Source organism: Spiroplasma endosymbiont of Phycita roborella, assembly GCF_964031195.1.
Classification (GTDB): Bacteria; Bacillota_I; Bacilli_A; order Mycoplasmatales; family VBWQ01; genus Spiroplasma_E; species Spiroplasma_E ixodetis_A.
Genome location: NZ_CAXIQJ010000007.1, coordinates 40,582 through 62,640 on the forward strand (window position 1 = coordinate 40,582; position 22,059 = coordinate 62,640).

27 protein-coding genes and 2 pseudogenes are annotated in these 22,059 nt (G+C 23.9%); 13 read left to right on the top strand and 16 right to left on the bottom strand.

The annotated features are described in order from the left end of the window. Window positions 1–36: 36 nt before the first annotated feature. Genes AAHM95_RS09270 through AAHM95_RS09290 form a run of 5 tightly spaced genes read left to right on the top strand, consistent with a single transcriptional unit; the run spans window position 37 to window position 1,780 of the window. Window positions 37–903, top strand: a complete 867-nt coding sequence (locus AAHM95_RS09270; RefSeq protein WP_342274726.1) for a hypothetical protein — start codon at window positions 37–39, stop codon at window positions 901–903. A 1-nt stretch (window position 904) separates the two neighbouring features. Further along, window positions 905–1,138: a hypothetical protein gene (locus tag AAHM95_RS09275; RefSeq protein ID WP_338974507.1), complete on the top strand. Its 234-nt coding sequence runs from the start codon at window positions 905–907 to the stop codon at window positions 1,136–1,138. Window position 1,139: 1 nt separating this feature from the next. Then, window positions 1,140–1,346, top strand: a complete 207-nt coding sequence (locus tag AAHM95_RS09280) for a hypothetical protein (protein WP_174480363.1) — start codon at window positions 1,140–1,142, stop codon at window positions 1,344–1,346. 21 nt (window positions 1,347–1,367) lie between these two features. Then, a complete protein-coding gene (locus AAHM95_RS09285) occupies window positions 1,368–1,622 on the top strand; it encodes a hypothetical protein (protein WP_174480864.1) in 255 nt (84 codons plus the stop codon). Between the two features lie 11 nt (window positions 1,623–1,633). Next, a complete protein-coding gene (locus tag AAHM95_RS09290) occupies window positions 1,634–1,780 on the top strand; it encodes a hypothetical protein (protein ID WP_342274727.1) in 147 nt (48 codons plus the stop codon). Here the strand turns inward: AAHM95_RS09290 and AAHM95_RS09295 are convergent. Further along, window positions 1,767–2,884, bottom strand: a protein-coding gene (locus AAHM95_RS09295) for an IS3 family transposase (protein WP_425289637.1) whose coding sequence is annotated in 2 segments (ribosomal slippage) — window positions 1,767–2,614 and window positions 2,614–2,884 — 1,119 coding nt in all. Because the reading frame shifts where the segments join, the coding sequence is not laid out codon by codon here. The genes AAHM95_RS09290 and AAHM95_RS09295 overlap by 14 nt on opposite strands. A 960-nt stretch (window positions 2,885–3,844) precedes the next feature. On the opposite strand from AAHM95_RS09295, the gene mgtA reads away from it, so the two are divergent. The 4 genes from mgtA to AAHM95_RS09315 all read left to right on the top strand — a co-directional run bounded on the left by mgtA (window position 3,845) and on the right by AAHM95_RS09315 (window position 9,061). Then, entirely contained in the window at window positions 3,845–6,568 is a 2,724-nt protein-coding gene (gene mgtA, locus AAHM95_RS09300; RefSeq protein ID WP_342274729.1) for a magnesium-translocating P-type ATPase, read from the top strand. Window positions 6,569–6,715: 147 nt separating this feature from the next. Beyond that, window positions 6,716–7,411, top strand: a complete 696-nt coding sequence (locus tag AAHM95_RS09305; protein WP_342274730.1) for a hypothetical protein — start codon at window positions 6,716–6,718, stop codon at window positions 7,409–7,411. A 53-nt stretch (window positions 7,412–7,464) separates the two neighbouring features. Further along, window positions 7,465–8,301: a hypothetical protein gene (locus AAHM95_RS09310; RefSeq protein WP_342274731.1), complete on the top strand. Its 837-nt coding sequence runs from the start codon at window positions 7,465–7,467 to the stop codon at window positions 8,299–8,301. A 352-nt stretch (window positions 8,302–8,653) separates the two neighbouring features. Further along, on the top strand, window positions 8,654–9,061 hold the full coding sequence (locus AAHM95_RS09315) for a hypothetical protein (protein WP_342273977.1): 408 nt from the start codon (window positions 8,654–8,656) through the stop codon (window positions 9,059–9,061). A 156-nt stretch (window positions 9,062–9,217) separates the two neighbouring features. Here the strand turns inward: AAHM95_RS09315 and AAHM95_RS09320 are convergent, their stop codons facing one another. The 5 genes and pseudogenes from AAHM95_RS09320 to AAHM95_RS09335 all read right to left on the bottom strand — a co-directional run bounded on the left by AAHM95_RS09320 (window position 9,218) and on the right by AAHM95_RS09335 (window position 12,937). Beyond that, window positions 9,218–10,465: an ISNCY family transposase gene (locus AAHM95_RS09320; protein WP_342274732.1), complete on the bottom strand. Its 1,248-nt coding sequence runs from the start codon at window positions 10,463–10,465 to the stop codon at window positions 9,218–9,220. A gap of 100 nt (window positions 10,466–10,565) precedes the next feature. Next, window positions 10,566–10,904: a hypothetical protein gene (locus tag AAHM95_RS09325; RefSeq protein ID WP_338962903.1), complete on the bottom strand. Its 339-nt coding sequence runs from the start codon at window positions 10,902–10,904 to the stop codon at window positions 10,566–10,568. Between the two features lie 9 nt (window positions 10,905–10,913). Beyond that, a complete protein-coding gene (locus tag AAHM95_RS09330) occupies window positions 10,914–12,053 on the bottom strand; it encodes a hypothetical protein (protein ID WP_342274733.1) in 1,140 nt (379 codons plus the stop codon). A gap of 129 nt (window positions 12,054–12,182) precedes the next feature. Then, a pseudogene (locus AAHM95_RS09695) lies at window positions 12,183–12,398 on the bottom strand (PTS fructose transporter subunit IIB); the annotation flags it as partial. Between the two features lie 218 nt (window positions 12,399–12,616). Then, window positions 12,617–12,937, bottom strand: coding sequence for a hypothetical protein (locus tag AAHM95_RS09335; RefSeq protein ID WP_342274734.1), 321 nt, complete (start codon window positions 12,935–12,937; stop codon window positions 12,617–12,619). 86 nt (window positions 12,938–13,023) lie between these two features. Here AAHM95_RS09335 and AAHM95_RS09340 point away from each other — a divergent pair. Continuing rightward, window positions 13,024–14,141, top strand: a protein-coding gene (locus tag AAHM95_RS09340) for an IS3 family transposase (RefSeq protein ID WP_338975281.1) whose coding sequence is annotated in 2 segments (ribosomal slippage) — window positions 13,024–13,294 and window positions 13,294–14,141 — 1,119 coding nt in all. Because the reading frame shifts where the segments join, the coding sequence is not laid out codon by codon here. Between the two features lie 22 nt (window positions 14,142–14,163). Here the strand turns inward: AAHM95_RS09340 and AAHM95_RS09345 are convergent. Continuing rightward, a pseudogene (locus tag AAHM95_RS09345) lies at window positions 14,164–15,243 on the bottom strand (ISNCY family transposase); the annotation flags it as partial. Window positions 15,244–15,405: 162 nt separating this feature from the next. On the opposite strand from AAHM95_RS09345, the gene AAHM95_RS09355 reads away from it, so the two are divergent. The 3 genes from AAHM95_RS09355 (at window position 15,406) to AAHM95_RS09365 (ending at window position 16,686) form a co-directional block, all read left to right on the top strand. Next, the gene (locus AAHM95_RS09355; protein ID WP_342274736.1) at window positions 15,406–15,555 is read left to right on the top strand and encodes a hypothetical protein; all 150 of its coding nucleotides are present in this window, start codon (window positions 15,406–15,408) and stop codon (window positions 15,553–15,555) included. Further along, the gene (locus AAHM95_RS09360; RefSeq protein WP_342274737.1) at window positions 15,501–15,701 is read left to right on the top strand and encodes a hypothetical protein; all 201 of its coding nucleotides are present in this window, start codon (window positions 15,501–15,503) and stop codon (window positions 15,699–15,701) included. The genes AAHM95_RS09355 and AAHM95_RS09360 overlap by 55 nt, the downstream gene beginning before the upstream one ends. Window positions 15,702–15,819: 118 nt before the next feature. After that, the gene (locus tag AAHM95_RS09365) at window positions 15,820–16,686 is read left to right on the top strand and encodes a hypothetical protein (RefSeq protein ID WP_281748376.1); all 867 of its coding nucleotides are present in this window, start codon (window positions 15,820–15,822) and stop codon (window positions 16,684–16,686) included. A 46-nt stretch (window positions 16,687–16,732) separates the two neighbouring features. On the opposite strand, the gene AAHM95_RS09370 is transcribed toward AAHM95_RS09365, so the two are convergent. The 9 genes from AAHM95_RS09370 to AAHM95_RS09410 all read right to left on the bottom strand — a co-directional run bounded on the left by AAHM95_RS09370 (window position 16,733) and on the right by AAHM95_RS09410 (window position 21,783). Next, window positions 16,733–17,971, bottom strand: a complete 1,239-nt coding sequence (locus AAHM95_RS09370; protein WP_342274699.1) for an IS256 family transposase — start codon at window positions 17,969–17,971, stop codon at window positions 16,733–16,735. Between the two features lie 57 nt (window positions 17,972–18,028). Then, window positions 18,029–18,166 carry a hypothetical protein gene (locus AAHM95_RS09375; RefSeq protein ID WP_342274738.1) on the bottom strand — a complete coding sequence of 46 codons (138 nt, stop codon included), beginning with the start codon at window positions 18,164–18,166 and terminating at the stop codon, window positions 18,029–18,031. 1 nt (window position 18,167) lies between these two features. Then, complete coding sequence (locus AAHM95_RS09380; protein ID WP_342274739.1) at window positions 18,168–18,356, bottom strand: hypothetical protein; 189 nt, start codon at window positions 18,354–18,356, stop codon at window positions 18,168–18,170. After that, the gene (locus tag AAHM95_RS09385) at window positions 18,356–18,481 is read right to left on the bottom strand and encodes a hypothetical protein (protein ID WP_342274740.1); all 126 of its coding nucleotides are present in this window, start codon (window positions 18,479–18,481) and stop codon (window positions 18,356–18,358) included. Before AAHM95_RS09385 ends, AAHM95_RS09380 begins: the two co-directional genes overlap by 1 nt. A gap of 16 nt (window positions 18,482–18,497) precedes the next feature. Next, complete coding sequence (locus tag AAHM95_RS09390) at window positions 18,498–18,917, bottom strand: hypothetical protein (RefSeq protein ID WP_174480868.1); 420 nt, start codon at window positions 18,915–18,917, stop codon at window positions 18,498–18,500. A 1-nt stretch (window position 18,918) separates the two neighbouring features. Beyond that, window positions 18,919–19,764: a hypothetical protein gene (locus AAHM95_RS09395; RefSeq protein WP_342274741.1), complete on the bottom strand. Its 846-nt coding sequence runs from the start codon at window positions 19,762–19,764 to the stop codon at window positions 18,919–18,921. A 217-nt stretch (window positions 19,765–19,981) separates the two neighbouring features. Next, window positions 19,982–20,185 (bottom strand): hypothetical protein, encoded by a 204-nt coding sequence (locus AAHM95_RS09400; protein WP_342274742.1) that lies wholly within the window; start codon window positions 20,183–20,185, stop codon window positions 19,982–19,984. 60 nt (window positions 20,186–20,245) lie between these two features. After that, on the bottom strand, window positions 20,246–20,521 hold the full coding sequence (locus tag AAHM95_RS09405; protein ID WP_342274743.1) for a hypothetical protein: 276 nt from the start codon (window positions 20,519–20,521) through the stop codon (window positions 20,246–20,248). 221 nt (window positions 20,522–20,742) lie between these two features. Continuing rightward, complete coding sequence (locus AAHM95_RS09410) at window positions 20,743–21,783, bottom strand: rolling circle replication-associated protein (protein WP_342274744.1); 1,041 nt, start codon at window positions 21,781–21,783, stop codon at window positions 20,743–20,745. Window positions 21,784–22,059 lie beyond the last annotated feature (276 nt).

The window sequence follows — 22,059 nt, forward strand, 5'->3', positions numbered from 1 at the left end:
AGCTCCTTATATTTTATAAAATAAGGAGTTTTATTTATGCCTATTAATGAATTTGAACAAACTAGTAATTATACTTTAACTAAAATTTTAAGAACTGGAATAAGCCCATTAAGTGCAATGATTGGAATTAGTGCTTATTATGGTCAATATTTAAAAGACCCAGTATTAGGTTCTATTAATTCTTTATTATTTAGTAAAAAGTTAGGAATTGATATATGAAATATTATTCAAAGACCAACTACTAGAAATAAAGTTATTAATAGTTATAAAAAGATATTTTTAGGATTAGGAACAATTGGTTTAGTTAATTATGCTAAGTTTGTTCAGTATGTAGATAAGTCAGTTTTTTTATTAAGAGATGAATCTTGTTTTTGACCACCTTGCCCTACTGAACCCCCAAGACCAACTTATCCACCCTTTACAACTGTTAAACCAATAATTGATGTACCTTTTGTAGATTGAGATACTTATATATCTTTAAATGGTTTTGGTATAGCAAATCTTATTAGTGGTTTAACTGAGTTAATACCTAATAGGTTTGAAACTATACGTAAAATAGCAAATATGGGAACTGGTGGTTGTTTGATTAGTAGTGGTGTAGCAATGGGTATTAATAATGATTTTAGTAATTATTTTGCTATTCCTACTATTATTGCCGGAGCAAGTGAGATTATAAATACTTTATTGTTACCGTTAGGAAATACACATAATAATACAGAATTACAAGAAGTATTTACAGATGAAAGAGCAAGATTAATTAATGTTAGTGTTAGTGATTATCAAAGTACAAATGACAGCATGATTGATATTGATTTAAATGATGATAGTATGTCTGAGATTAATTTAGATAGAGCAAGTTTAAATTGGGATTATTCTTATGCTTATACGTTAGGTGGTGTTTAAAATGGATTTTAAGGAGATTATAAAATATGCTTTATATATTGGTGGGTTTTGTCTTATACTTTGATTTTGTCGTAATTGAATACATGAGGGTATACAGAAATTCAAACATAAAAAACATATAAAGGAGAATGATAGTGAGCCTGATTGTATTTTTTGTCGTAAAGATTTTGAAAAGAAGAAACGTAAATTAGAAATGGAAAAACAACAAAAAGAATTAGAGAAAGGGGGTGATTAATATGCCCGCTGGATTATCAGCATTATTAAATATGATTGGTGGTGTAGGACAACAATTATTAAATGCTTTTACTTATATTTTTGGTTGAGTATTTACAACTGGCGATGGTGGGACACTTACAAATTGACCAGTGTTAATTTCAATTGTATTTATGGTTCTTGTATTTATTAAGCAGTTTGTTGGTCATATTATCCATGGAACTCATTAATAATTAGAAAGGAGTAAGCAAATGGTAAAGTTATTTTTTAGTTTGGTTTTTGTTTTACCTTTATTGGGTAGACTTTTACCAGTTGTTAATACTTTGGTACAAACTATTTATATGCAGTATTTAAGTTCATTTGCTGGATTACATACTGTGACACTTTTTATTAAGTCGTTCTTTTATGATAGTTTATACACTTTACCTTTGCCTATTCTTGCTTTAATAAATGTTAGTTTTGTATTTTATTTAATTTTAGGATTATTTAGATTTACAAGACATTAGGATGTGAAATTATGTTTATACCTTTTATTACAACGGTTATGCAATTATTTGCTTCAATTTTTATGAAGTTTTTTAGTTTTCCACTTGGTGATTTAGGTTTTAATTTAGGTACATTAATGATTGGAATGGCAACCCTTTTTAGGACTATTTTTTGGTAGACATTTGTTTTTGATAACTAATTGGAGTTAGGTAGTTTAGAGTACTGTGAATTCTTATGTTGTTATATCAATTGATGTAATCAAATAATTCTAATTTTAATTGGATTAATGATGTAAAATTTTTATCATTAATAAATTCAATTTTGAAAGTTTTAAAAGTTGCTTCAGCAACAGCATTGTCATAAGGACATCCTTTTTTGCTTAAAGATCGAGTTATGTTGAAAGCTAATAAAAGTTTATCAATAGTTTTATTATTGAATTCATTACCGCGATCAGTATGAAATATTTCAATATCTTTTAAACAGTGATTTGATTGCATAAATGCTTGATATACTAATGATGCATCTTTTTTAACTCCAACACTATGTCCAATAATTTCGCGGTTAAATAGGTCGATTAATAGGCAAATATAGTTTCATTTACCATTAACTTGAACATAAGTTAAATCACTAACAATAACTTCATTTTTAATTCTATTATTAAAGTTTCTATTAACAAGATTGGTTATTTGACTATCATTGACTTTATTATTATGATTTTTGAATGATAATTTAGTGTATTTTGATATTAAATTATGCTTATTCATAATTTCTTTAATTTTTCTGCGTGATAAATAAATTTCTTGGTTTGCTAGTATGACTTTTAATCTTCTAGTACCATAAACTTCTTTATTTTCTTTAAAAGCACTAATAACAGCTTGTTCATAAATATTATTTTGAATTTTATTTTTTTTCTTTAAATTAAAATAATATGTTGATTTAGAGAGTTTTAAAAAATGACACATTGTGCGAATTTTATATTTAGATTTATTATTTGCAATAATCTCTACTTTCTGCCTATTATTAGTGCTGCTTGCTTTAAAATATCAATTTCCATTCGTAACTGTTTTAATTCTTTATTTGCTTGAATTAATTGTTTTTCTAAATCTGAAAGATTATCTTTAGTTTTAAAACTACCTGAATTAGTAAATTGCTTAATTCAATTGTAAGTAGCTGCTCTTGTAACATTGTATTCTTTAACAAGGCAAGATACTGATTTGCCACTTTGATATAAAGCTACTATTTGTTTTTTAAATTCATCTGAATATGAGTTAATAGTGACCATAATTATAATTCCTTTCTTTTAACTAATTTGTTCACTTGTCTATGTAATTAGTGTCCAATAAAGTGTAACCCATCCAACCTAACTCCAATTAGTTATCAAAAACAAATGTCTACCAAAAAATAGTCCTAAAAAGGGTTGCCATTCCAGATTTTACTGTTGATGATATTAGAGTAGTAGGATTAGATAAGTTGGATAATATATTACAAACTGAAAAGAAAGAAACTGAAAATACTGTATGCCGTGCTTGTTATTATAGAAATAAATATTCTAAGAAAAATAAGAAAGATGTTAAAATAGAGTAAACCTATATTATTGGTCGAAGCCAACCAGAACCTTGGTTGGTTGGCCGTGGCGTTTACGCCACTGGGGTAAGTTGCGAAGCAACTAGGGGCAACGCCCCTATATACTTGTTCTTTTTTAGTATTTGATATTTTTATTTTTTGTTGTTTATAAAGATTATTTAATTCATTAAATTTGTCGATAAGAATTCATATTGATTCATGATATTTTTTTATTTCTAAATTTAGTTGATTAATTTCTATTTTCTGTTTTTCAGTCATTTTAACTACCTTTTATAAATTAATTATTTTTTAAATAATTAATTTATATTTCCTTTCATTTTTCTAAATAAAAAACTATTATTCTTATTTAAAAATAATAGCTTAAAAACTCATATAAAACTCATATCAAGTTTAACTAAATACTATCATATTTGATTAATAAATATAGAAAATTGATTAGAAGATTTATAATTATATTTCAACTCCTTTTAAATCATTGATGTTTACTCCTATTTTTGATATAAATAATTTGTATTTAAAATAATACAAATTTTTATTGAAAATAGAAGAATATTATTCTTAAATATTTGGTAGTTTTAAGAACTTTATTCACTAAAATAAAGTTCTTTTGATTTTAGTATACAATTAAATTATACGTTTGAAGAAAGGTTGGTTGATAATGCAATTTTTTAAAAAGAAGCATATAGAACAAAAAACAACAACCATGTTTAAACAATTTTCGCAACTATCGAAAGAAGAAGTTATCCAACAATTAGATGGTAGTATGTACGGATTAAAAAAGGAAGAAGTAGAAGACAGACTTAAAAAATATGGTAAAAATGTTTTTTCTCATAAACGATTTGTTTGATACAAAAAATTAATGCACAATATTTTTAATCCTTTTATTATTGTTTTAATGATAATAGTTATCTATAATTTTATTAGTTACAGTATTATTGATACTAATACTGATAAAAATGTTGATTTGTACAGTGCTATTATTGTTTTAGTAATGATTATTTTGAGTGTTTTTATATCTTACTTTCAAGATTATCGTTCCTATAAATCTTCAGAAAAATTACGACAATTAATTGAAACAACAGCCAGTGTTTTTAGATTTAGTAATAAAAATAAAAAAATTGATTTTAATGCTTTAAATAGTGTTGCCAATTTTACAAAAGAAGTATTAATTGAAAATTTAGTACCAGGTGATATTATTTTCTTATCTTCTGGTGATATGATTCCTGCTGACGTTCGAATTTTAGTTTCAACCGATCTATTTATTAATCAATCGGCACTAACTGGTGAAACATTTCCTGTTGAAAAACACGCTATTCATACTAAAGATGATAATAAAAAAAGTAGTATCCTAGAATTAGAAAACATATGTTTTATGGGTACTAGTATTGTTTCAGGTGGTGCTATTGCTATTGTTATTGCATCAGGTGTTAATACTTATTTTGGATCAATTGCTAGTGCAGTAACTAGTAAACGTCCTGTTACTAGTTTTAGTAAAGGTATTAAAAAAGTTACTTACATTCTTATTGGTTTTATGTGTGTAATGGTACCATTAATATTTATTGTTAATGTAATTACTAAAAATAATATTTTAACAGCGTTAATATTTTCAATATCAGTTGCTGTTGGTATTACCCCCGAAATGCTACCAATGATTGTTAGTGCTAACTTAGCAAAAGGTGCAATTAGATTATCACATAAAAAAGTAATTGTTAAAAATTTAACTAGTATTCAAAGTTTTGGTGCAATGGATGTTTTATGCACTGATAAAACTGGTACTTTAACTGAGGATAGAATTGAGTTGGTTAAACACTTAGATCCAGAAGGTGTTGAATCAAACAAAGTTTTAGAAATGGCATATTTAAATAGTTCTTTACAAACTGGATTAAAAAATAATATTGATAAAACAATTGTCCAACACATTAAAGCTCATCATAATAAAATAGTTGAAATGCCCTATCGTAAAATTGATGAAATACCTTTTGATTTTATAAGAAGACGAATGTCAATAGTAGTTTCAAAAGATAAAATTAATAATACTTTAATTTGCAAAGGAGCAGTAGAAGAAATATTAAAAATTTGTACTAAAGTTGAAATTGGAGGGAAAGTAATTGCCTTAACTGATAAAATTAAAGAAAATGTTTTAAAATTAAGTACGGAATTAAATAATGATGGTTTACGAGTAATTGCAATTGGTTATCAAGACTTTGCTAGTGACAAAACAATTTTTAAAATAGAAGATGAATCTAATTTAGTTTTATTAGGATATATAGGTTTTTTAGATGTACCTAAACCTAGTGCTATTAAAGCAATAACAACTCTTAATCAACACGGAATTGATGTTAAAATTTTGACTGGTGATAATGAAATTGTTACTAAAGCAATTTGTAAAAAGGTGGGGTTAGAACCAGGAATTCCTTTATTAGGTAGTGACATTGAAGATATGGATGATCAACATTTACAAGCATTAGTAAATAAAACTACTATTTTTGCGAAAATGGACCCATTACAAAAATCAAGAATTATTGATATTTTAAAGTTAAATGGTCACACTGTTGGCTTTTTAGGTGATGGTATTAATGATGCTGTTGCTTTGCATCACGCTGATGTTGGAATATCTGTTAATAGTGCTACTGATATTGCCAAAGAAGCATCTGATATTATTTTATTAGAAAAAGATTTAGATGTTTTAGAGCAAGGAGTGATCAGTGGTAGAAATACTTTTGGTAATATTTTAAAATATATTAAAATTACTATTTCCTCTAATTTTGGTAATTCATTAAGTATTTTAATTGCTTCAATTTGATTACCTTTTTTACCAATGATGGCAATTCAAATTTTACTACAAAATTTATTATATGATATTTCTCAATTAGCAATTCCTTGAGATAGGGTTGATGAAGACTTTATTAAAAAACCACAAAAATGAAATGCAAAAAGCATTTTACCTTTTGCATTCTGGAATGGACCGCTAAGTTCAATATTTGATATAACCACCTTTTTATTTTTAGGATACGGTTTACATATATTTTCCAACTTTGCTAATGTAGATCCTAATAGTGCTGCTGGCATATATCAACAATCATTATTTCATACTGGATGATTTATTTTAGGAGTTACTTCACAAACATTAATTGTACAATTATTACGAACTTCTAAGGTACCTTTTATTCAAAGTATGCCATCTCATCAGCTATTTTTAACAACAATTATAATTACTATTATTGGCATTAGTATTCCATATACACAATTAGGAGCTACTATTGGTTTAACACCAATTCCTTTAATTTTTTATGCTTATTTAGCTGGCGTTGTCATTGTTTATTTCATTGCTAGTCAATTATTAAAAATGATATATATAAAGGTTAATAAACGCTGATTGTAAACTAAATTTTAATTTTAAGATAAATGTATTCGATTTTTTTAAAAATTATGATATAAATAAGTGTAAAATTAAAGAAAGTTTTTGTATTCCTGTTACTTTTAATAAAGTAACAGGAATTTCATATTATAGATAGGAACAGATAAAAGTATGCTAACATTAAATTACCTTATTGATCAATTTCAAAATAAAAAAATTCAATTTTCTATTATTGAAGATTTTATGAATAATCCAAACATTAGTGATGAGGAAGTTATTGGTTTAGATAATAATAATAGAAATGCCCTTCATAATAGTTTTTTATTAGATTTAGATGAAGGAGCAGAAATAGAAGATGAATATAACTATGATCCACACGAGGAAGGTTGAGAAACTTCAAGTGAATTAATAGAATTTACAACTAATAAAATAAAACTTATTAATTGATTAATAAATTTTAAAAAAAATGATAAAAATTTTTTAAATCAACAAGATATTGAAGGAAATTCACCTTTACATTTAGCAATTATGAAACAATATATTGTAGACTGAAAACTTGGAGGAGAGTTTAAAAATATAGCAAAGCAACTAATTAATAATTCACAAGTTAATCCCAATTTAGTAAATTTGCAAAATGAAACTCCATTTTGCAAATTATTAATACAAGAAATTAATAAAGCTGATGCATATCCGACAAATAAAGAAATTCGTGAATTAGTTAATGATTTTCAAAATAATTCTCATTTTAATATTAATAGTGTTAATATTAAAAATCAAAATCTTTTACATATTATTGCTAAAGAAGGTAATAAAACTGATTTTAGAATTAATTTTGCCATCACTAAAAAACTAATTTTTATCAAATAGATGATAATGGTAATATACCTTATGAAATAGCAATCCTAAACAACAATTTTGATATGTTAGAAATAATAGAAAATTGCAAATATTTTGATATTAATACACCTATTGATGAGTTTAATAACACTATATTACATAGAGCAATTAGAAGTAATAATAAAAAAATTATAAGAACACTATTATTAAAAAATGAAAATGGTGATTTAGAAATTAATTTTGATATTAAAAATAAAAATAATGAAAAACCTTTTAAATTTAAAGATATGATAATTGATTGATTACATCAATTACCAAGAAATCAAAATCAAATTGAAATGATGATTATTGATTTTTTAATAACAAATGAATGTAACTATAATAATTATATAACTAGAGAAGGATTAACTTGATGAACTTTAGCTATTAAATATAACTTAAAAGAAGTTACTAATTATTTGGTTAATAGTGTATTAACTGATATTAACAAAATAGATAGTAATCCTTTTAAAAATAAAAATTATCTTCTTGATAATGAGATAAAAGAAGAAGTAGATAGTATGTTAGATGATTTATCATATGTTGATTCAAAAATTATAACATTTATTAAAAAACTTCCAAATTGTCCTAATTTTAATGAATTACAAAAAGATGTTTTAGAACAACGAGTAACTGCTTTTCATAATTTCAAAAAATATCAAACTGATCAAAATTTATCTGATAATAAAAAAGCAATTTTTAAGATATACCTAGATGCAATATTAGATGAAGATGATACAAATTGATCAGAAGAAAAGAAAACAGATTTTAATAAAGTAAAAGAATGATTAACAAAAGAAGAAGTTAACAAAGAAAAGCGTAAATTAGAAAATACAGAAAAAAATGATAGCGAAAAAAGAAGAAAGTTATCAATTGGATAACTACTACTAAAACTTTTCTTAAAAATTAATATTTTAATAAAAAAAACTGTAAAATAATAATAAATAGTTTCCATATTATTTATAAAAATAGATAAACATTATGTCAATATCGAGTGAAAATTTCCCAAAAATATTTTTTAAAAAATAAATTATTTTGAAAAGTTATACTGTTAAATAAACATAAATTCCAAATAAATTCTTTTCTAGATAAAAATAGAAATAAAGTTTTTTAATTTTTTAAAATTTTTTGTATAATTAATTTATACAAAAAATTATATAAGTTTTTAACTCATTTATTTTAAGATAAAATAAATGAGTTTTTTTATTATTTATTCAAAGGAGAAAATAAAAAATGTTTAAAGTTAAACCTAATTCACCAGTTTATGAATTTTATTATTCTGAAATAAAAAAATTAGAGGGTAAAATTAAAGATAATAAAGAATTAGATAATATAATAAATACTGAAAAAAATCTTAAAGAAGAAATAGAAAAACTAGAAATATATCTAAAAACATTAAATGAAAATTTAAAAAAGAAATATAAAATAATTCCATATATTGAAAAATTAAATATATATGATTTAGAAGATAAAATCGAATCAAAAGGACAAAAAAGGGTTGATAATGTAGGAAAATATTTAAAATTAAAATCAAGTTTAGATTATGATTTTGATTCAATTTTTGAACAATGAAAACGCAGTGCAAACAGTGAAAATCAACCTTTAACAAGTGGATATAAACCAAGCTCACCACAGATGTAAAAGGGGAAGATATTGCATTTGCAATATCTTTATATCTTTAAAATTGATTTTAAGACACCAAATTTGCTCATATACAAATGTTTTAAAATTTTATATGGTTTAGTATTAATAAAATAAATCTCTTCTAAAATATGTTTTTTTACTTTTAATTAAAAATTATTGATATCCATATCTTCAAGGATGGTCTTTATTTGGTATATAAACTTTTTTAGTTTTTATCAAATCTTCTTTAATAATTGGTTTTAATGCTATTTCTTTTAGTTCATATATTTTATTATTATAACTAAGATAGAATTCATTAATAAATGATTTAAGTACAATTACATCAGTTCTAGGTTGTATATATTGAACTTTGTTATTTTTATAAGGAAAATATTTTTTACCATAATATGTTATAGTTGAACCACTATCTGTTTTTCTTTTACAAAATCTTGAAAGATAAACATTTATTTCATTTTGTGTAGGAGCTTTAACCATAGCAGATTTATTATCATCAATAGGAAAAGCAAACTGATTATTAAAAATGTTTATATATGTTTTAAGAAATTTATTACCATCTTCTAAATTTTTAATTTTATTAAGTCGTAATTCACTAATTAAGCGACTTTGAAGTGTTCCAAATAATCGTTCAATTCTGCCTTTAGCTTGTGGAATTGAGGTTCTAATTACTTCAACACCTAAATCATTACAGCATTTTTGAAATTGAGTATAAGTGTCATTTTCTGTGTTTATTTTACCTAAATAAATTTTTTTCTTATATCCAAAAACTGTTCTATTATCAGTATAAAATATCTTTGGTATGCCATATTTAGTTAAAATTTGATAAAAAACATTATAATAACCATCTAATGTCTCTTGGTGATCAAATCATAGTCCAACAATATTTCCTTTAGCATCATCAATTGCAGCATGTAAAAATGCTTTTGGTTTATCGTTACCAAATCAATGATGATTACTTGCATCCATTTGAATTAATTCACCAAAATTTGTTCTACGATTTCTTGTGGGATGCAAGTTATTTTTTTTATTCTTATGTCTTTTTGGTGAAGTCATTTTTTCTTGAATTAATAGATTATAAACTGTACTATATGCAATTTTAGTGTTTTCTTCATTAATTAATTTTTCCTGAAAATGTTGAAAATTAAAATTATAATATTTTGTTTTATATAAGTTTATAATTTTATTTTTAATTTCTATTTTTGTTGCCTTATTAGAAATTTTATTGCGAGATTTATGAATAAAACCAACTTTACCTTCTTTATTAAAAATTTGAATTAATTGGTTAATTCTTCTAATAGTTAGGTTAAGTTTATTTTTGGCTTGATGTTTAGATAATTTATTAATAACAATGTCATTTATAATTTTGTATTTATATTTTTCTTTCATAGTCATGCTTCTTTCCATTTTTATCACCAAGTATATTTAACTTCACTTTTTGAGAAATTTTCACTCGATAACTAATAGGAAATTATCACTAAATAATGACATAAAATGCTTTTTTAGTTTAAATAATTAAATTATCAATAATACTCTTAATTTCTTCTGCTTCTTTAAATTCATTTTTTCGTTTGAAGGCTATACATAAATTAGATAATAAAATTTCTTGATTATTAGTTTTTTCAATTTCATTTTTTAAAACAAAATAAAGGTACCCACACTGTCAAAAAGTTGGCTTTCTAAGAACTAAATAATTAATATTATTAATCATAATAGTATTTTTAGTTTGTTTTTTTAAACTAAAAGTTGTTAATCCTTTATGATAAATAGTTATTTTTTTATCATCAATAGTTATTGTACTTCGACTATATTGATTTTCAAATCATCAATTTTTTTTATTATTCATATATTAATATTATTTTCTTTTTTTATTTTTAGTTTTAATTCCAATTTTATTTAATAACGTTAAAATTGAAGATCTATATAATCCTTGCTTTTGCAATAAAAGTGAAGTATAAATAATAGATTGTACTACCGTACCAATAATAATAGCTACTGCATATCATAAAATACCAATATAACTACCATCAATATTAGTAACACCACCAAATAAAGCAATAATAAAAGAACCTCAAGCCCCAACATGACCAAGTACACCAAAACCAAATGCTAAAGCACCCGCAACAGCACTACCAATAACATTAGCAACTATTGTTCTTCATGTATCTCTCACTGCAAATGGAATAGCAGATTCAGAAATTCCCATAAACCCTAATAATCAGGCATTTCACCCTAATGATTGTTCTTGTTTTGTAAATAATTTACGACTAAATACTGTTGATGTTAATGCACAACCCAATGGTGCAATCGGAATCGCTGCTGCTACTGGTCCCATTAATCGACCACCATCTTGTACCATTAATGATGTTGCAACAAGAACAGCTGTTTTATTAATTGGACCACCCATATCAAATCCAACCATTGCTCCTAATAATAATCCAACTAAAAACCCTATATTTGGATGTAACCCCATTCAACTTAAACCATAATCCAATGCACCCATTACATATCCAAACGGTGCTGCTAAAAAGAAAGCTGTTGGAATTGCAATAATTGCTGTACAAAAAACAGGAATAATAATAATTGGCATAATTGGTAATAATCATTTTGGCACTTTTCATGAATTTACAAATCTAACTAAATAACCAGCCATTAGTCCTCCATAAAGAGCACTAAATAATGTTCATGAAACATTAGCATTACTCTGAAAAGGTTGACTTGCATCAATTTTAGAACTAGCAGTAAGATTAAACACTCCTCATCCAAATCACATTCCCGTACCAGGTGATACTAATAAAAATGTAATAATCATTAATACATGCATTAGCGTTGTACCACCAATTAATCCAGAATTAACTCCCGGTGGATTTGTTTTTAATCAAGCAAGTTGTTCTTCTCATGAATTTTTAAATTCAAATCCATTACCAAAAGTGCCTTTTGCGATACCACCAACAATAGCAAAAATTAAACCAGCAAAAACAACAAATGGTATCATATATGATACTCCACTTAATAAATGTTTTAAAATTGGTGGTTTACCTTTCGAAGCATTTAAAATAAAATCACCACTATTTCCATTGGTTTCACCGTATATTTTTGCTTTTGTTAAACTTTCTTTAATAGTTTGTTTAGCATCTTTAACTACTGGTTTTGTACCACAAGTATATGTTTTTTTACCAATAAAACGTTCTAAGTCAATTGCAACATCTGTTGCTAAAATAACGACATCCGCTTCTTTAATTTCTTGTTCTGTTAGTACATATTCTGGTCCTTTTTGACCTTGACATTCAATATGTACTTGAGGGAGATTATCAAAAATCCGGAATAAATTAAATCTTATATAGTCTTATTATATTTTAGACAAGAAATAATTTGGATTTTTATGAAATTGTACATTCATCTTACTATTTTTTAAAAGATATTTCAACTAAAATACTTAATTTTAAAAATTACTAAAATAAATTTAATATTTATACACAACAAAAATTCTTACTAAAGTGCATTTAATAAGTTTTAATTTATTTTTAGTTTTTTTTTAAAAAAAACTAAATTTTTAATTTATAATAATTGTATCTCTGTATTTATTTTATTACATTTAGAAATAACCATTTTAATATAAATTAAAATATTATATGTTCTATTACCAAGCATTTCTTTTAAAACATGTCAAATATTAGTTTCAGTATAACAACCAATATTTCACTTTGCACTTTGATTTTCAATACCTTGTTTATTATTTTTAAAATATTTTTTCTTTAATTTTTTATGATTATCTAATTCTTTATATAAATAATCAATTAATTGTTCATATTGACCATTATTAATTAAATTTTTACAATTATTATATTCTTTTACATACTTTCCTTTATTTCCAGACATTATACCAAGATGGATGGGTTACACTTTATTGGACACTAATTACATAGACAAGTGAACAAATTAGTTAAAAGAAAGGAATTATAATTATGGTCACTATTAACTCATATTCAGATGAATTTAAAAAACAAATAGTAGCTTTATATCAAAGTGGCAAATCAGTATCTTGCCTTGTTAAAGAATACAATGTTACAAGAGCAGCTACTTACAATTGAATTAAGCAATTTACTAATTCAGGTAGTTTTAAAACTAAAGATAATCTTTCAGATTTAGAAAAACAATTAATTCAAGCAAATAAAGAATTAAAACAGTTACGAATGGAAATTGATATTTTAAAGCAAGCAGCACTAATAATAGGCAGAAAGTAGAGATTATTGCAAATAATAAATCTAAATATAAAATTCGCACAATGTGTCATTTTTTAAAACTCTCTAAATCAACATATTATTTTAATTTAAAGAAAAAAAATAAAATTCAAAATAATATTTATGAACAAGCTGTTATTAGTGCTTTTAAAGAAAATAAAGAAGTTTATGGTACTAGAAGATTAAAAGTCATACTAGCAAACCAAGAAATTTATTTATCACGCAGAAAAATTAAAGAAATTATGAATAAGCATAATTTAATATCAAAATACACTAAATTATCATTCAAAAATTATCATAATAAAGTCAATGATAGTCAAATAACCAATCTTGTTAATAGAAACTTTAATAATAGAATTAAAAATGAAGTTATTGTTAGTGATTTAACTTATGTTCAAGTTAATGGTAAATGAAACTATATTTGCCTATTAATCGACCTATTTAACCGCGAAATTATTGGACATAGTGTTGGAGTTAAAAAAGATGCATCATTAGTATATCAAGCATTTATGCAATCAAATCACTGTTTAAAAGATATTGAAATATTTCATACTGATCGCGGTAATGAATTCAATAATAAAACTATTGATAAACTTTTATTAGCTTTCAACATAACTCGATCTTTAAGCAAAAAAGGATGTCCTTATGACAATGCTGTTGCTGAAGCAACCTTTAAAACTTTCAAAATTGAATTTATTAATGATAAAAATTTTACATCATTAATCCAATTAAAATTAGAATTATTTGATTACATCAATTGATATAACAACATAAGAATTCACAGTACTCTAAACTACCTAACTCCAATTAGTTATCAAAAACAAATGTCTACCAAAAAATAGTCCTAAAAAGGGTTGCCATTCCATCAGTTCTAGGTTGTATATATTGAACTTTGTTATTTTTATAAGGAAAATATTTTTTACCATAATATGTTATAGTTGAACCACTATCTGTTTTTCTTTTACAAAATCTTGAAAGATAAACATTTATTTCATTTTGTGTAGGAGCTTTAACCATAGCAGATTTATTATCATCAATAGGAAAAGCAAACTGATTATTAAAAATGTTTATATATGTTTTAAGAAATTTATTACCATCTTCTAAATTTTTAATTTTATTAAGTCGTAATTCACTAATTAAACGACTTTGAAGTGTTCCAAATAATCGTTCAATTCTGCCTTTAGCTTGTGGAATTGAGGTTCTAATTACTTCAACACCTAAATCATTACAGCATTTTTGAAATTGAGTATAAGTGTCATTTTCTGTGTTTATTTTACCTGAATCAATTTTTTTCTTATATCCAAAAACTGTTCTATTATCAGTATAAAATATCTTTGGTATGCCATATTTAGTTAAAATTTGATAAAAAACATTATAATAACCATCTAATGTCTCTTGGTGATCAAATCATAGTCCAACAATATTTCCTGTAGCATCATCAATTGCAGCATGTAAAAATGCTTTTGGTTTATCGTTACCAAATCAATGATGATTACTTGCATCCATTTGAATTAATTCACCAAAATTTGTTCTACGATTTCTTGTGGGATGCAAGTTATTTTTTTTATTCTTATGTCTTTTTGGTGAAGTGATTTTTTCTTGAATTAATAGATTATAAACTGTACTATATGCAATTTTAGTGTTTTCTTCATTAATTAATTTTTCCTAAAAATGTTGAAAATTAAAATTATAATATTTTGTTTTATATAAGTTTATAATTTTATTTTTAATTTCTATTTTTGTTGCCTTATTAGAAATTTTATTGCGAGATTTATGAATAAAACCAACTTTACCTTCTTTATTAAAAATTTGAATTAATTGGTTAATTCTTCTAATAGTTAGGTTAAGTTTATTTTTGGCTTGATGTTTAGATAATTTATTAATAACAATGTCATTTATAATTTTGTATTTATATTTTTCTTTCATAGTCATGCTTCTTTCCATTTTTATTACCAAGTATATTTAACTTCACTTTTTGAGAAATTTTCACTCGATAACTAATAGGAAATTATCACTAAATAATGACACATTTAAAAGGATACTGTAAAAATAATCAAAAATAGTACAATTTATAAGTAAAATCAAGGAAAAAAGGAGTAATTAAAGATGAAAACATGAATAAAAACAAATTTAAGTAAAATAACATTAGCATTAGCACTAACTGGTGCTACAACCGGAACAATAGGATTAATCATGGGGGGGTGCTTACCCACGAAAATAGTAAAGATTTATCATTTTATAATTATGACCATATAAAAACTGTTGGTGGTAAAGGAGCAATTATATGGTCACAACCTATGAATAATCAACACAAAATATTTTTGTATTTTGATATTAAATCAAGACATCAAGGAGATATAAAATGAGATGACAAATATCCCGATGGATATTTTAACAAATAATATTGATATTTATATATAAACATATATAATTTCAATAAGAACTAAATAAAGTTTTTTTAACTCATTGCTTTATTTTTAAAGTAAATGAGTTTTTTATTTTTAAGGAGATTTAAAAAATATGATTACAAAAAAAGAACAAGATTTTATTAATGGTCAAATATTAGAAAATCAAAAAAATATTGAAGAAATTGAAAAACAAATTCAAAATTTAGAAAAAGAAAGAAATTATTTTCAAAACGAAATTTCAATAAATGAAATTACAATAAAAAATTTTAAAACTAATATTATTTTTTGAAGTGAACAAAAGGAAAAAATAGAAACAAAAATAATTAATTATAAAAATCAAATTTTAAAGTTAAAAAAACAAAAAATTAATATATTTAAAAATTTTTTTATTAAAATTTTTTCATTTGGAAAAATCAATATAAATCAAAATATTAATAATTTAATTCAACAAGAAGAGAAAAATTGTGAATTATTAAAAGAAACAAATTTAAATAATCAGAAAAAAATTGAAACTTTAAATTTAACTTATAATGAAAAAAAAGAAAATCATAAAAATTTAATAACTAATATTAATAAAATAACTGAAAATATAAATAAATTATTGAACCATAATAATAAATTATTACAAAATAATAGTAATTTATTATTTAACTTATTAAATCAAAAACAACAAAAAGTAATTATCAAAGTTGATGAACAAACGATTGAAAAATATGAATCAGAAATATTTAAACTTAATGAGAAAATTTGTGATTTAGAAAATAAATTATTATCTAGCAGTAGTGATGAAGGATTTCATTCGAAATCTACATCAACAAATTCTTTACCTTCAAGTAATTCATTGTCTTTAAATAAACAACAAAAACCACAAATACCAAAAGTGATTAATAATCTAAAAGAAAAAATTAAACCATGAGAAGAAACTTTAAGAGAATATCCAACAGAAAAAGGTATTCAAAAAAATAAGTTAAATTTCTAAATTAGAGGCTTTTTAATAATCTGTGTATCTTTGTTTTACAAAGTTACTAATTTAGATTAATTCTGTCTTCAAATTTTATCATAAAATGAGCAATTGCTGTATTTCAATTTTGAATAGGCAATGTTCATTTTTTTGTTATATTTTCAATTGCCAAGTAAAATATTTTGAAAACTGCCATATCATTAGGAAAAACTTTTTTATTTCTGATGATTTTTCGTAATTGACTATTAACAGATTCAATAGCATTTGTAGTATAAATCACTCTTTTGATTTCTACTGGATAACTAATAAAAACCATTAAATTATCTCAATTTTTATATCAAGATTTAGTAATTTGAGGATATTGTTTATTTCATTTACTTTCAAACGATTCTAAAGCTTGCATTGCTTGTTCTTCACTACATGCACTATAAATTGGTTTTAAATCTGCAACTAGACCTTTTCGATGTTTGTATGAAACATATTTTAAACTATTTCTAATTTGATGAACAATGCATAATTGATGTTCTGTTTTAGGATAAACTGATTGTATTGCTTCTGACATGCCTGTTAAATTATCACTACAAGCAATAAGAATATCATTTAAGCCTCGATTTTTCATTTCTGTGAAATTAGATAATCAAAACTTAGAACCTTCATTTTCACTAATTCATAATCCTAAAACATCTTTTTTGCCTTCTAAATCAACTCCTAATGCTATATAAACTGATTTGTTAATAATCCGTTTATCTTGTCGTACTTTAACTACTATACAATCAAAATAAACAATAGGATAAATACTTTCTAATGGTCGATTTTGTCATGCTTTAACATCATCAATAACATCATCAGTAATTTGACTAATAACACTTTCACTAATATCAGCACCATGATATAACTCTTGCAACTGCATTCTAATGTCAGATAATGTCATTCCTTTTGCATACAAGGAAAGAACTTGTTGATCAAAACCATCAAATCTTCTTTGCCTTTTAGGAACTATTACAGGAGTAAAATTACTATTGCGATCTCTTGGTACATCAATTTCAATTTTACCTTGTTGAGTTATTAATTTTTTTGAACTTGTACCATTACGAGCATTTTCAGTAGTACTATGTTGATTTTTTTCATATCCTAAATAATTTTGTATTTCAGAATTCAACATTTTTTCAACTAATCTTTTTGTTAATTCTTTATATAAACCGCCAGGTTTAAAAACTGTTGTTAAATCTTCAGTATTTTCTAGTAATAAATCTACTGCTTTTGATATTGGATCATTATTATTAAAGTTATCTTTTTTAGCCATCTGTAACTCACTCTTTCTAGTCATTTAATTATATTTACTAGAATTAATTAAACATAGTTATTTTTGTAAGTTACACAGATTACTAAACATTTCCCATTCCGCAAATACTCAGTTAAAAACATAACTAAAAGATTCTAATAATTTTTGGCCAATACCTCCAATCATTTCTATTAAAGCACTTAATCCTTTTGGCATACTAATCACCTCCCTCCTCTAACTCTTTTCTTGCTCTTTCTTTACGCTTTTGTTCTTTACAATATCAACAATCTGGGTCAACTACATTATGTTTTCTATGTTTAAATTTTCAAACTAACTTTTTAATAGTACCTTTAAAAGCCCAAGAAGTACCAAGAACAGCAATTATCATAACTATTCATTTAACCATTATTTTCTACCTCCTAAAAAACTATCAAAACTCATATTTTCACTTAATCTTTGGTCAAAATTTCTTTTTGCTTTTTTCTTATGCAACTTTTGTCTTGGCATATTTTTTCATTTATCTTTTTTCATAAAATTAATTCACTCCTTATAAAATAAATGTTCTTATAGTTTTATTTTGTTCATTATTTCTTAAATTTTCATTATTAATTTCTAATAATTTACTTTGAAATTCTAATGTTTGTTTTAATTCTTTTACTTGATTATTTAAATTTTGAAATTTTCTTTCTAATTTTTGTTTTTCATATCTTTTTCTTTCAACTTTTAAATCATTCTTTTTAATAAATTTATTTTCTTTTCTCTTAAAAACTCAATTTGTTATTTTATTTTTAATATTATTTCATGGAATACCAATATAACCCACAACAATACCAATTAAGATAGATACTGGTTTAATTGCAACAATTCCTAAAACTATAATGCTAGGAATTAATCCTAAAAATATACTAAATGTAATACATCCAGTTAATGCCATAAATTTTAAAATTCATCACATATATATTTTCACTTTAAACACCACCTAGTGTATAAGCATAAGAATAATCCCAATTTAAACTTGCTCTATCTAAATTAATCTCTGACATACTATCATCATTTAAATCAACATCAACCATACCGTCATCTGTACTTTGATAATCATTAACACTGCCATTAATCAATCTTGCTCTTTCATCTATAAATACTTCTTGTAATTCAGTATTATTATGTGTACTTCCCAATGGCAATAATAAAGTATTAATAATCTCACTTGCTCCGACAATAATCGTAGGAATAGCAAAATAATTATTAAAATTATTATTAATACCCATTGCAACACCACTACTAATCAAGCAACCACCAGTACCCATATTTGCTATCTTTCTTATATTTTGAAATCTATTAGGTATTAATTCAGTTAAACCACTAATAACATTTACTACACCAAAACTATTTAAAGATATATAAGTATCTCAATCTACAAAAGGCACATCAATTATCGGTTTAACAGTTGTAAATGGTGGATACGTTGGCTTAGGTGGTCAAAAACATGGTTCATCTCTTAATAAAGAAATTGACTTATCTACATACTGAACAAACTTAGCGTAATTAATTAAACCAATTGTTCCTAAACCTAAAAATATCTTTTTATAACTATTAATAACTTTATTTCTAGTAGTTGGTCTCTGATTAATATTTCATATATCAATTGCCAACTTTTTACTAAACAATAAAGAATTAATAGAACCTAAAATTGGGTCTTTTAAATATTGACCATAATAAGCACTAACTCCAACCATAGCACTTAATGGACTTAATCCAGTTCTTAAAATTTTAGTTAAAGTATAATTACTAATCTGTTCTAACTCATTAGGCATAAATAAAACTCCTTACTTTATATACTAATAAGGAGCTTATTTATGAATTATAATCTAATCCATTGGGGCTTAATGAAAAATATATAATCCATATATAAGCCCCTTATTCAATTTTTACTTATTTCTTTTATTCTCTTTTCTTATTCGTTCCATTTCATTAGCAACTCTGTAACACATTTCACAACCATATATTCGTTCATAAGTTCAATCACTACATTTATGTCTCATAATTTAACTTACTTTCTTGTTGTCTCATTGCCTTATTTAAAGCAATATCTAATATACAATTCGGACAATAATATTTTTTAGTATATAAGTTTTGCAAAACTCTTTTAGGACAAATAACTTGGTCACAAAGTTTACATGTATAAATTGCTAAATGAAATGCTTGTTCACATGAACAATTATCTTTTTTAGCCATAATTTAAACTTAACTCCTAACCTATTAATAATTATTTAAAATTACCCTTTTAATAAATAACTATTTTCAATTAGAAAGTTTTTTAATATTACCGCTTAAATCAAGTTCAAGTGAATAAAAATTACCAACTTTTAAATCAACAGTAGATAAACAATTATTAAAATCACTAGCAAATTCCGGATTATATCATTTATAACGTGTTTGGTCAGTTGGCACGCTCGTTTGTTTATTTATTTCTACAAACTTCAAAACATCAAACTTTAATGTTTGATCTTTATTATTTTTATCGGGTATAATACGCCCTTTTTCAATATTAACTAACTGTACTTTAAACATAAAAAAATACTTAACCTCCGTAATTCATTAAATTAAAAATTTAATAAGTTAAGCATAGTAGGGTAAACCTATACTTACAAAATTATTATAACATAAAAAATAAAAATACAATAAAAAAACGAACACTAGTAAGAATTACGGTAATTACTAGTATTCATTAACCATTATATATATATATATATATATATACAAGTAAAAATATAGAAAAACTAGTTTTTTTTCTAATGTAAAACTTTTTTCTTAAAATCTATTTTTTCAACTTTATCACCAAAAACTTTCTCTGCCCAAGTCAAAACATCTTTATCTTTTTGAATTAAATAACCTATTTCACTAGTCCGTAAATAATGCTTATGGGACAAAGTACTTAAATATACATATCTTTCGTAATCTTCATATTCTTTAAAATAATCATTTACAACAATACTTTCAATAATACCACCAATCATAACAGTATCACCACTACTATCTCTTTGAGTTTTAAAATAAAATACATTTGTAGCATTAAAACTTGCTTTAATTATATCTCCAATTGTCAATTTCTTAATACCACGAACCACAATAGGATTTTTACAATTACGACTAAAAGCATAAGCCTTTACACCTACATCTGTTTGATTTATAGATTTAACATCATCTATTGCTTTTGTAACATATTTTCCTAAATATTTAATAACAAATTCATTTGTACCTTTTTTAACTACTTTTAAATCATTAAAACCGTAAGTTCATCATTCTGCTAACATGCTTTTATGTATCTTTCTATTAAAAATTATATGAAAATGAATAGCACCACGAGATTGATATTCATAAACATAAAAATATTTTAATTCTCCTAAATGTTCAAAACGTTTAGGGTCATTTCATCATTTTTTTAATTTAAGAAAAAATAAACGAATATCTTTTTTTGCTTTTTTAATATCTTGTATATTATCTTTATAAGTTAAAGTAACAAAACTCAACATTTTACTATCATAAAAATTATGTAATGCTTTTTGAATTAAATTAGTTTTAGTACGAACAGTATTATTTCTTAACTTTTGTTTATTACCAACATAACATTTACCTTTTTTATTTCCAATATTATTTAAAAATGAAATAGGTAAAACTACATTTTTAACATAACAAGCATAAAAAATCTTTTTAACATAAAAAATCTTGCTGAATATCCATATATAAAACTCCGTAATTCTAGTTTTAAAAACTAATTCTATATATTTTAATAAAAAACAAATCTTAACATAAAAAATTATAAAAGCAAACATAAACAAAAACGATACTTAATAACATTAATAATTAATATATTTAAATATATTTAACACTAATTCTTTTACCATTTAACTCCAGAGATAGTATAACGTTTTTATTTTTTATGTTCAACTATCAATATCAAATTATATTTTAATAAGTTTATTCTTTTTATTAATTTAATATTATATTTTATATAAAAAAAACAAAATTATTAATTATTTACAACATACTATCAAATAAATAATTAAGTATTTCTAATTATTTTAATAACTTAAAATATCCTATTTAAA